8 protein-coding genes are annotated in these 11,400 nt (G+C 71.5%); 3 read left to right on the top strand and 5 right to left on the bottom strand.

The annotated features are described in order from the left end of the window. Positions 1-136: 136 nt before the first annotated feature. On the top strand, positions 137-673 hold the full coding sequence (locus D7Y11_RS38505) for a metal-dependent hydrolase (RefSeq protein ID WP_121752022.1): 537 nt from the start codon (positions 137-139) through the stop codon (positions 671-673). Between the two features lie 20 nt (positions 674-693). On the opposite strand, the gene D7Y11_RS38500 is transcribed toward D7Y11_RS38505, so the two are convergent. Beyond that, positions 694-1,497: a glutaminyl-peptide cyclotransferase gene (locus D7Y11_RS38500; RefSeq protein WP_120579190.1), complete on the bottom strand. Its 804-nt coding sequence runs from the start codon at positions 1,495-1,497 to the stop codon at positions 694-696. Positions 1,498-1,556: 59 nt separating this feature from the next. Continuing rightward, the gene (locus D7Y11_RS38495; RefSeq protein WP_120579191.1) at positions 1,557-2,018 is read right to left on the bottom strand and encodes a response regulator; all 462 of its coding nucleotides are present in this window, start codon (positions 2,016-2,018) and stop codon (positions 1,557-1,559) included. A gap of 440 nt (positions 2,019-2,458) precedes the next feature. Between D7Y11_RS38495 and D7Y11_RS38490 the strand changes: the two genes are divergently transcribed. After that, positions 2,459-3,973 carry a Do family serine endopeptidase gene (locus D7Y11_RS38490; RefSeq protein WP_126936171.1) on the top strand — a complete coding sequence of 505 codons (1,515 nt, stop codon included), beginning with the start codon at positions 2,459-2,461 and terminating at the stop codon, positions 3,971-3,973. A gap of 51 nt (positions 3,974-4,024) precedes the next feature. Here D7Y11_RS38490 and D7Y11_RS38485 read toward each other — a convergent pair whose 3' ends face one another. Then, a complete protein-coding gene (locus D7Y11_RS38485) occupies positions 4,025-4,777 on the bottom strand; it encodes an immunity 52 family protein (RefSeq protein ID WP_126936170.1) in 753 nt (250 codons plus the stop codon). Positions 4,778-4,789: 12 nt separating this feature from the next. After that, a complete protein-coding gene (locus tag D7Y11_RS45270) occupies positions 4,790-6,376 on the bottom strand; it encodes a Tox-REase-5 domain-containing protein (protein WP_126936169.1) in 1,587 nt (528 codons plus the stop codon). A gap of 355 nt (positions 6,377-6,731) precedes the next feature. On the opposite strand from D7Y11_RS45270, the gene D7Y11_RS38475 reads away from it, so the two are divergent. Beyond that, on the top strand, positions 6,732-10,649 hold the full coding sequence (locus tag D7Y11_RS38475) for a serine/threonine-protein kinase PknK (protein WP_199753911.1): 3,918 nt from the start codon (positions 6,732-6,734) through the stop codon (positions 10,647-10,649). A gap of 15 nt (positions 10,650-10,664) precedes the next feature. Here the strand turns inward: D7Y11_RS38475 and D7Y11_RS38470 are convergent. Next, positions 10,665-11,400, bottom strand: a 736-nt coding sequence (locus tag D7Y11_RS38470; RefSeq protein WP_126936167.1) for an OPT/YSL family transporter, incomplete at its 5' end; no start/stop codon positions are given.

Genomic DNA, 11,400 nt, shown 5'->3' with positions numbered 1-11,400 from the left:
CCGAAGGCCCGTTATCGCGGCACGCGCCGCAACCTCTTTGACCTCAGGCGACTCGCGGTCGTCCAAAACCTCGAGGTCGCCGCGCGCTATCAGCTCGCGGCGTGACCTAACCTGTTCGGCGCTCTAGTGCACACCCATGAATCCCATCGTCCACGCCGAATTGTCCTGGCTCCTCTCGCAAGGCCTGCGCGAACGGCGTGACCGCATCCTGGTCACCTGCGCGGGACTCGCGCCGGACCTGGATGGTTTGTCATTGCTGGCGGGTGAAGAGCTTTATTCGCGTTATCACCACGTGATTTTTCATGGCTACGTGGGAGCGCTCGTCACCATGGCGGTGTGTACGGCGCTGGCGCGGCAAAGAGCAGCGGTGGCCCTGCTGTCGGTGGCTGCGTTCCACGGTCATCTGCTGTGCGACCTCGCCGGCAGCGGGCCGGACTGGCCCATCCACTACCTGTGGCCCACGAGCATGGAGCCGTGGTCATGGTCCGGGCAGTGGAACCTGGGCTCCTGGCAGAACACGCTCATTGGACTGGCCGCGACGCTGGCGTGCCTGGCGTGTGCCCTGCCCTTCCGGCGGACCGCGCTGGAATTGCTGTCACCGCGCTGGGACGCGGAGGTGGTCCGGACCGTGCGGCGGCGCTTTTCCAGACAGGGTGAGTCCCCCTCCGCCTGAAGCGGGAGGACTGGAATGCGCTACGGCGTGGCGGCGGGCCCCACCAGCGTCACTTCGAAGAGGTCGGGCCACAGCTTGCCGGTGAGGAACAGGCGGCCGGTGCCGGGCTCCAGCGCGATGCCGTTGAGCACCGCCTCGTAGCTGCGCACCCGGCCTCGCACCGCCTGCGCCAGCGCCGATGCGTCGATGACCGCCAGCACGCGGCCCGTGGCGTAATCAATCTTCAGGATGTTGTTGGAATGCCAGACGTTGGCGTAGACGCCGTCCTCCGCGCACTCCAGTTCGTTGAGCATCTCCTGCGGCACACCCTGCAACGTCACCTGCACCTGGGACTTCACGTGGAAGTCCTTCGGGTCGTGGAAGCGCAGCGTGGACGTGCCGTCGCTGCGCACCAGTTGGCCCTGCCAGTAGCACAGGCCCCAGCCCTCGCCGTCGTACTCCACCTGCTTCTCCTGCGCGGGCGGCGCGCCGTTCCACACGAAGAGCGTCTCGTCCTGCCAGGTGAGCTGGTACAGCCGCTGTCCGTCGCTCGCGAGCCCCTCTGGGAACACGTCCGGCAGGGGCTGCTTCCACAGGGGCGCCGCCTGCTCCAGCGAGATGCGGCGCAGGTCGCCCTTCTCACCGGTGCTCTCGTAGAGCTGGCCCTGGTGGAACTGGAGCCCCTGCGTGAACGCCGTGGGGTCGTGCGGGTAGGTGTGGACGATGTGCGCCACCAGCCTCTGGGGCTTGACCTCCGGAGTGCCCGCGTCCGGCGTCTGGCGCTGCGTGGGCGCGCATGCCAGGCACAGGAGCGACAACGAGAGGGACCAGGGGAGGCGGCGCATGGGCTTCCTTGCGACAGGCATTGCCGCGCCACCTTAGCGCGCCATCACCCGGGGTGGCGTCACTCGCGTGTCACCGCGAGGGCCACCTCCACCGCGCCTCGCAGTTCGTCCATGTCGAACGGCTTGTTGAGCACACAGGCAGCCCCCAGGCGCAGGGCCTCGCGGTGCAGGTGCACGTCGCCGAAGGCGGTGATGAGGATGACCGGCGTGTTCCACTGCTCGCGCCGCAGCCGGGCGAGCACCTCCAGGCCCGTGAAGCCCGGCATGCGCACGTCCGTGATGATGAGGTCGGGCGCGCGCGACTCCTCCGCCGTCAGCCCTTCAATGAGGACGCGCACCAGGTCCGGCCCGTCCGACGCCTCCACCACGTCATAACCGCGCCGCACCAGCATCTTGCGGATGAGCGTGCGCATCTCCGTCTGATCATCCGCGACCAGGATGCGAGGAGGCCTCGCGGGCTCCGAGTGGGGGTCTTCCCAGGCCGCGCCGCGCGCGACTCCTTCTGATTGCTCGTGCACCATGGGCGTGAACTCCTGGAGGGGTTGAAGGTGCCGCGGCGGCGACGCTCGCGGGGGGACCTTTCGCTCCATGAGCATCCGCCGTGCCATGTCTGGCGGGAGCCGCGGGGGCGGGGTCTGGGGCACGCCGCCCCCGGGCGAAATGCCCCGGTTGGGGCACTTTGCCCCGCGCCCTGGGGCCTTCTGGGGCCCGGTTCCCCTCTGAAGGGGGGTTCTGGAGGGGTTGGCCCACGGACTGCAATGGAGTCCCGGCGTCGGACCGGATGCGGGGCTTCCTCCAAGAGCTCCCTTCAGGCAGCTGGGCCACCGGTGGCTCCCGGTGTCGCTGGTGGAACGGGACCGCTGCCTCCTTCCCAGGGTGCCCACCGCATCCGGTTCGACTCTTTCTTTCCCATCTCCGACCGGAAGGCCCTCTTCCGGCCGCCACTCAAGGAGAACGCACGATGGTCCGCACGCTTCCGTCCCGCCGCCACCTTGCCCGCACGCTCACGCTGATGCCCCTGGTCGCCCTGGGGGCCTGCAAGCCGGCCGCGGACGTGGCTCCCCCCGCCCGACCCACGCTGTCGTTGAAGACAGCCACCACGCCCTCGGGCGCGAAGGTGGAGCCGGCGGTCTATTCACCCACGCCCGGGTCTCCCGGCGCGCTCATGTCGCTGGCGCCGCTCGTGGACACCGTGAAGGGCGCGGTGGTGAACGTGGAGGTGCAGGCCCGAGTACGCCCCGCCATGGGCGGGATGATGCAGGGCCTGCCCCCCGGCCTCGCCGAGCGCTTCGGAATGCAGGGCAGACAGAATCCCTTTGGCGAGGGCGGCGCGCCCTCGAAGCAGGGGCTGGGGTCGGGCTTCGTCATCGACCCGTCCGGCCTGGTGCTCACGAACAACCACGTGGTGGAGGGCGCGGACACCGTCCGGGTGAAGCTGGAGGACGGGCGCTCGTTCGAGGCGGAGGTGCTGGGCCGCGACGCGCTCACGGACGTGGCGCTCATCCAGTTGAAGGGCGTGTCCGGGAACCTGCCGTTCGTGAAGCTGGGGGATTCGGATGGCCTGCGCGTGGGCGACCCCGTGATGGCCATTGGCAATCCGTTCGGGCTCGCGTCGAGCGTGAGCGCGGGCATCCTGTCCGCCCGGGCGCGCGACATCCACGCGGGTCCGTATGACGACTTCCTGCAGACGGACGCGGCCATCAACCCGGGCAACTCCGGCGGCCCGCTCTTCAACATGAAGGGCGAGGTGGTGGGCATGAACACGGCCATCATCGGCGGCGCGACGGGCATTGGCTTCGCGGTGCCGGCGAACCTCATCCAGGCGCTCCTGCCGCAGCTCCAGGAGACGGGCGTGGTGCGCCGGGGCTGGGTGGGCCTGGCGGTGCAGGACCTCACGCCGGAGCTGGCGCGCGCGCTGCGCGTGGACGCGGCGAAGGGCGCGGTGGTGGCCGGCGTCAGCGCGGGCGGCCCCGGTGCGAAGGCGGGCCTGCTCGAGGAGGACATCATCACGTCGGTGGGCGAGCGCGCGGTGGACTCCGCCGGGTCGCTGACGCGCGCGGTGGCGCTGCTCAAGCCGGGCAGCGAGGTGAAGGTGAGCCTGGTGCGCGGCGGCAAGGTGATGGAGGTGCCGGTGAAGCTGGGCACCCGGCCCACGCAGCGGGGGGAGGAGGAGATGACGCCTCGGGATTCGACGCCCGCACCCCTGTCGAAGCGGATGGGCCTGAGGCTGTCGGAGGCGCAGGACGGCAGCGGCGGCGCGCAGGTGGTGGCGGTGGAGTCCGGCAGCCCCGCGGAGCGCGCGGGCCTGGCGCCCGGGATGGTGCTGACGCAGGTGGGTGACCAGAAGGTGTCTGGCGTCGCGGAGGCGGCACAGGCCCTGACGTCCGCGGAGCCTGGGGCCGCGCTGCTGTTGCGTGCGCGGGTGCCTGGACAGGATGGGTCGCTGCTGCGTGCGATTGAAGTGCCGCAGCGGTAGGACTGTTGTTGGCGCGCTCCGCCGGCCGGGGTGGAGCGCGCCGTTTCTCTTTCAGCGGGTCTTGATGAGCCCGGCCCGGGTGAGCAGCTCGCGCACGCGATTGGCCAGGGCCACGTGCTCCGGGTTGGCCACCGTGAAGCGTTCCGGGGTCAGGAGGATGAGCGTGCCCTTGTCCTCCACCGGTTCGATTCGCACGGGCGCGGGCAGTGGGGGCACGGTACCGCGCTGCTTGGAGAAGTAGGACACCCAGCCGACCCGGGCGTTGGTCCTGTTGTCTGAATCATCCAGTTCCCGATGGTGCTCGGACATCGCCGCGATCCATTCTGGCTCCCAGGCAGCCACCATGCCGCGCATCACGGCCTCCAGCGAGGAAGGGGTCAACACCCGCTCCGCGGTCGGTCCTTCGAATGGGAGGGACAAGAGGCAGTTGTTGGGACTGGGGTCGTCGAAGGCTCCGCATTTGATGCTCAGGCGTGCGTCATCGGAGGCGGCACCTCCGTTGAGGAAGCCGACGCGGAGGCCCAGTTCCTCGATAACGGGTCCTCGGCCCTCACGGTTGACGCCCCGCCGGAACAAGTCCGTGAGCACTGACACGTCGGGCGGCATCAATGACAGCTTCTGCGTGCCCTTACGGGAACGGATGGACTTGTACCAGTGGGCCAGGAGCGGATCGCATGCGGCCAGGAGCTCCAGGAAGACCGCCGCACGACGCGCGCATGCTTCTGGCGACTCCCGACGTGCCCCCCAGTAGGCACCTACAAAGAAGCTATCCGGGTAGGCCTGGGGCTTTGACTCGGTGGTCAAGGGGTCCTCTGCTCAACGTGCCGGAGTGTGAATGACTTCGATCCCGTCGATACCATCGCGCTTGAGCAGTCTCCGAATGGCATCCGCCGCTTTCTTCTCCGCGACATGCCACTCAATGCGGACTCCCATGTTCCGCGTCTTTCTCCACTGCCGCCCCGCTTGTTCCCGGAGCTGCCTGGCCCCCGTTTCCTCGAACCAGCCCTTTGGCGCCAGGCTTTCCTGGAACTTGTTCGCGTAGCCGGGTCCCTTGGCCTCCCGTAGCACTCCGTCCCGGAAGCCGTCGAACTTCACGCCGCCGCTGTTCCTTCCCACTCCACCGACCCAGTAGGCCTCGTCCGCTGAGTGCCCGGAGATCTGCTCCTGGTAGCGCCGGGCCCGCGCGGACATCGACTCCTCGGCTGGCCCCCACTTTCCTGGCTCGGCTGGAGCCGGTGTCGCGTTGGCCTTCTGGAGGACGATGGCCGCCCCGGGTCCTCCACTCAGCACCGCCGCCGCGCGTCCCACGGGCACCGCGACGCGCTCGACACTGAGCAGTCCCTCCGCGGACACCGCGAGCACGGGCACGGTGGCCTCCACTCCCGCCGCTGCTCGCGTCAACGTGCGCGTCGTCACCGAGGCCGTGCCCCACAGTGTGATGACGTTCGTGGTCAGCCGCGCGGCTTCGCGGATCTGCTCGCCCTCCGTCATGTACCGGAAGCGCTCCCAATACTCGGGCGATGACGCGATGAGCGCTGCCACGCCCTGCGGGAGATGGCGCAGACTCGCGAAGCTGTCCGTGGGATGGGACAGCAACTGCCCCATGCCGTGGTACAGCTCCACGAACGCGTCCTCCGCGCCATCCAGGGAGCGACTGAGGACATCCGCGTCGTCGTACACCTCCGCGAGCGGGCGCCAATCCGCCGCACGCAGCTGAGCATCGACTCCGCGGAAGACACCGCCCTTGCCGCTGTAGAAGCGCCCCAGCTCGAAGTTGCCCGCGCGGAAGGTCCCGTCCTTCCACTGCACGGTCCCCACCTTCTGCTGCGTGCGCCCATCGAGCGCCCAGGCCAGGTACCCGTCCGGCCGCAGCACCGCCACCTGCTCCCGGACGAAGCGCTCCACCCGGCGCACCAACTCCTCGCGCGACACCGCGCCGCCTTCCAGCACCTCGCGCAGCACGAAGCCCGCCGCCATGCGCGGCGGATACGTGCCTGGCGTCACCGGCCTCCCCATCAGCCGGTTCAGCACCTCCGCCGCGTCCTCGGGCGTGAAGGGATTGCGACGGACCGGCGGCTCCTCCAGCCCGGCGCGCAGCAAGAGCTTCTCGAACGCGTCCACCTCCAGCAGGCCCAGCTCCACCGCCTGCCGCGTCCGTTCCTCCGCGCTCCCGATGAGCACCGTTCCCGGAGGCACGCGCACCGGAGCCTCATCCCCCACCGTGCCGCCCGCGCCCTCGGACGCCGCGCCCCCATGCAACGGTGCCGGCGATGCGCTGTGGTAGCGCGCGTAGCCGTGCAGCCCCACCGGCAACGAACCGGCACGTCCCCCCGCGCAGCCCACCAGCCCCGCGATGAGCACCAGGCACAGCCACTCGCGCCTCGGCGACTGAATCCCTTTCATGCCTGTTCCTCCTGTTGAACAGGGCTAGCAGGGACTCCTGACATCGTTGCGCGATGCGGTGTGAATTGACGCAGCCGGTGCGCGGTCGACCCTCTGACTTGCTGGCTGCCCCGGATGTCCGGTGTCGCGTGGTTCACAGGATGTGACGCCTGGAAGCCCTCCGGCCTTCTGACGGATGCTTCACGTGTCCGTCGAATGACCGACTCTGGTGGTTCGGAAATCACGGCGGCGCTGGCATAGAGTGGCGCTCGTGCCGCGCTGCCTCACATGCGGGCGGCGTTGGGAGGGCTCTCATGCGCCATGCCCGCCCGGCGTCTCGCCTCCCATCGCTCCGCCATCCGATGCCTCGCTCGTCATGCCCGACGTCCCGGGCTACCGCTGCGAGAAGGTCATCGCGCGCGGTGGCTTCGGCGTGCTGCTGGCCGCGCACAAGCGCTCCGCCGACGGCACCGAGGGTGAACGCATCGCGCTGAAGCTGGCGCGGCCCGGCATCGCGCTCGCGGAGGCGCAGCTGGCCCGCGAGGCGGAGGCCCTGCGCGTCATCGGGCCTCCCACCGTGCCCGCGCTCCATGCCGTGGGCACGCTGCCCGGTGGACAGCGCTTCGTCGACATGGAGTACGTGCCCCTGCCCACGCTCGCGGACTGGCTGGCCCGGGTGTCCGGGCCCATGTCGCCGCAGGAGTTCGGGCCTCGCGCCAACGCGCTCCTGGAGGCGGTGGCCGTCGTGCACGCGCACGGACTGGTGCACTGCGACCTCAAGCCCGAGCACGTCTTCCTGGACGACGCCCACAAGCGCGCCCGCGTCTTCGACTTCGGCCTGGTGCAGCGTCCGACCCCTGGCGTGCTCGCGGACGACGGCACTCCCGGCGACACGTCCTCCTTCGCCGGCACCGCCGAATACATGGCGCCCGAACAGTGCGCCGGCCACGCGGTCCTGGACGCGCGCACGGACGTGTACGCGCTGGGCGTCATCCTCTACGAGCTCATCGCGGGCCGTCCGCCCTTCTTCGGCTCGCTCACGGAGGTGCTCCAGGCGCACCTGTCGCTGCGGCCTCCGCCTCCTTCGGAGTACGCCCCGGTGGCGCCGCCCGTGGAGGAGGTCGTGCTGCGCTGCCTGGCCAAGGAGCCCGCGCGCCGTCCCCGCGACGCCGCCGCCGTGGCCCAGGCCCTGCGCGCGGCGCTGGACCACGCGGGCCAGTCCGCCGTGCAGCCCGCGCCCCGGCTCACCCTGCTGCCCGAGGTGCGCCCCGCCCAGACGCGCCGCTCGGTGGCGGTGCTGTTCACCTTCTCGCGCGCCAACCCCGTGGCGATGCAGAAGGCCCTGACCGCCTACGGAGGCCACATGGCCTTCGCGGAGGGCGAGCGCTTCGCGGGCGTCTTCGACCCCGACGTGGGAGAGAACCCCGTGCGCCGCGCGCTGCGGGCCGCCGAAGGACTGGCCGAGCGGGGACTCGCCCCGGTGTCCATCGTCGACGTGGCCAACGTCACCGTGCAGCGCCGCCGCGACGGCGCTCCCCGCTACCTGGGCGCCATCTTCGCGCGCGAGGAGCGCTACCCCCACCTCGTGGAGCTGCGCGGGCCCCTGCTCTCCCCCGCCGCCGCGGAGGCCGTGCCGGAGGTGCCGTGCCTGCCGGTGGCGGGACGGTCCGGGCTGATGCGCCCCGCGCCCTCGGGCGCCGCGCCCCGGCCGGACGCCACCGTGCTGCAACTGGGCAGCGCGATGCTGGTGGGCCGCGACGTGGAGCTGGAGCAGCTCCTGGAGAGCGCCCGGTCCGCGGTGTCGGACGCGGCGCCCACCATCGTCACCGTGCGCGGCGACCGGGGCCACGGCAAGAGCCACCTGTCCTCCACGCTGGGCCTGCGCCTGAGGGCCGCGCTGCCGCACGCACGCGTCCACTCCCTGCGCGCGCGAGAGCCCGTGCAGGGCGACCCTGAAGGCACGCTGCGCACGCTCTTGCGCGTGGCGCTGCACGGCTTCGACCGCGACGACACCGACACGCAGGAGGACGGCCGCACCGCCATCCTCGACCGGCTGGGCACCCGGCTGGGCATGGAGCTGTGGCCGGGCGTGGCCGCGACGCTCGGGTGGTACGCGCCGGGCGGGCCGGAGCTGCACAGCTGGGCCGCGGCCCCGGGCGCGCTGCGCTCGCTGGCCATGCGCGCCACGGGCGAGCTGCTGGCGGCGCACGCCCGCGAACGGCCCCTGTGCCTCATCGTGGACGACGCGCACTTCGCGGAGGAGACGGCGCTGGACGCGCTGGAGTACGCGGCGCTCGCGGAGACGCGCGTGCCGCTGTGGATCTGCGTGCTGGTGCGCCCGGGCTTCGAGCAGAGCCGTCCAGCGTGGAGCGCCCGCGCCGCGCGCCAGTTGGACCTGCCCCTGTCCGGCCTGGCCCCGGGCGACGCGCATGCCCTGTGCCGCGCGCTGCTCAAGCCGGTGGAGAACGTGCCGGCGCAGGCGGTGGAGCGCATCATCGATCGCGCGCAGCGCGTGCCCCTGTTCCTGGTGGAGCTGGTGCGCGGCCTCAAGCGTCAGGGGCTGGTGCGTCAGCGCGCGCCGGGCGGCAACTGGTACCTCGTCACGGATGAACTGGACCGCCTGCCGGAGCTGCGGCTGGTGGAGTGGCTGGCGGACCGCGAACTGGGCGCGCTGCCTCCGGCGCTCGCCGCGCATGCCCGGCTGTGCGCGCTGCTGGGCGCGACCTTCACCGGCACGGCGGCGGACGGCGTGGTGCGCGAGCTGGAGCGCGACGGAGCGGCTTCCCAGTTCCCGCTGGACACGGGGCATGCGACGCGGCGGCTCCTGGACCTGGGGCTGCTGGTGGAGCACCGCTCGGAGGGGCTGAGCTTCCGCAACGAGCTGGTGCGCGAGGCCGTGGTCGCGGGCCTGCCCGCGGAGGAGAAGGCGCGCATCCACCACGCCGCGTACCGCCACTACCTGAGCCCGGCGGGCGCGCAGGAGCGCCAGCGGCTGGCCCGGCTCGCGCTGCACGCCGCGTCGGGGGGCCTGCGCGACGAGGCGGCGGCGCTGACCATCGACATCGCGGAGTCCGCGCGCGGCCGTCACGCGTACCTGGACGCGGAGGCCATGTACACGCGCGCCCTGGAGCTCATCGAGCCCGAGGACGAGCTGCGCAGGCTCACGGCGCTGCGGGGCCGGGGCCTGATGCGCTACCGCATCGGCCGGTACGAGGACTCGCTCACGGACTTCGCCATCGCGCGCGAGCGGGCGCGGAGCGTGGGGGATGCGCGCGCGGAGGTGGAGCTGCTGCTCGACGAGGCGGTGGCGCTCGACTGGGTGAACGACTACGCGCGCAGCGAGGCGCGGGTCCAGGAAGCCAAGCAGCTGACGGAGACGGTGACGTCGCCCTACGTGCAGGCGCGGCTCCTGCTGGCGCTCGGCCGCACGCAGTTCCGCAAGGGCGAATGGATGGACTCGCTCATGACCCTGGAGGCCGCGGCGGAGCGGGCGCGGAAGCTGGGCGACGCGGGCTACGAAACGCTGGTGGTTTCACTGCTCCTGCTGGTGGCCATCCTGCCGAGCCTGGGCGACATCGACGCCGCGGAGCGCGTGCTGGACGAGCTCATCTGCGCGTGCACGGAGCGCGGAGACCGCTTCCACCTGGGCTCGGCCATCAACAACCGCCGCAACCTGCGAGTGGCTCGGCGCGACCTGACGAACGCGCTGAAGGACCAGGAGCGCTTCATGCAGCTGGGGCGCGAGCTGGGCGTGGTGGGCTGGGAGTACTTCGCCGAGTACAACCTGGGCGAGCTGTACTACCAGGCGGGCGACGTGGAGGCCGCGGCCCCGCACATCGCCCGGGCCATCGTGCTGGAGCGCCGGCATCCGGAGGTGGCGCACCGTCCCTGGGCGCTGCTGCTCCAGGCGCGGGCCATGGCGTGGACGGACAGGCACGACCGGGCGCGCGACCTGCTGGAGCAGGTGCGGCAGGCGATGGCGACCAACCGGCACGGCGTGAATCTCAGCCCGTCGGAGGAGGTGCTCTTCTCCATGGTGGAGCTGGCCTCGAAGGACGCGACCGTGGAGGAGTGGCACGCGCTGCGCGAGCGCTCCGCCCAGGCCTCCGTGGAGCAGGAGCCGCTGGAGGTCCTGGAGATGATGGGCCTCGCGGCCTGGCGCCGAAGCGACTTCGCGGAGGCGATGCTCGCGCTCGGAGAAGCGCTGGCGCGCGCGGCGCACATGCCGAACCTGATGGAGGACCGCATCCGCCGCTCGCTGGAGCGGGTGCGGGACCTCACGCCCGCGGCGTAGCGACGACTCCTGTCGCTACGCCAACCGCGAGAGCACCGTCGTCGCCGCGACGAGGAGTCCCATCAGCGATTCCCCCACCAGCGCTCCGGCGCCCAACGAGGAGACGTGCGCGTCCGTCGTCTTCGGCCACTTCCGCGCGAGCATCACCATCCCCGCGCCCAGGCACAGCGTCACCGCGAAGTAGGCGGGAGTGATGAAGCCGATACCCATCGCCACCGGCGACGGCAACCACCGCGAAACCCGGCTCCTCGCGGCCAGCGTCGACAGCGCCCCCACCGTGAAGCCCACCAGCGCGGCCCAGCCCGCGTAGGGCGGCAGGCCCGCCAGACCTCGCACGGATACCTCCGCCACCGCCCGGAACTGCGCCGCCGCGGGCACCGGCAACACCGCCGTCCCCAGCCCGTACGTGTCCACCAGCAGCAGATAGGCAGGCACCGCCACCACCGCGCCCACCGTCACGCCCACCAGCTGCGCGGCGAGCTGCCGGGAGGCCGACGCCCCCAGCAGGTGCCCCGCCTTCAACGACCACAAGCTCACGCCCGTCTGCGCCGCCGCGCCCGCCACCACCGAACCCGCCGCCACGTTGGACGACAACTCTCCGGGCCGCACCCCGCCAAAGATGACCTGCGTGAGGTTCCCCACCTGGCCCACGGGCGACACGTCCGTCTGCCCCGCGCCTCGCGCACACACCGCGCACAGCGGCACCAGCAGCGCGAGCACCAGCAGCATCGACGGGACTCCCAGCCCGAAG

This window comes from Corallococcus sp. AB018 (genome assembly GCF_003986945.1).
GTDB lineage: Bacteria > Myxococcota > Myxococcia > Myxococcales > Myxococcaceae > Corallococcus > Corallococcus exiguus.
The sequence above is the reverse complement of the archived record's forward strand: the minus strand, read 5'-3'. Positions and strand labels throughout refer to the sequence as shown.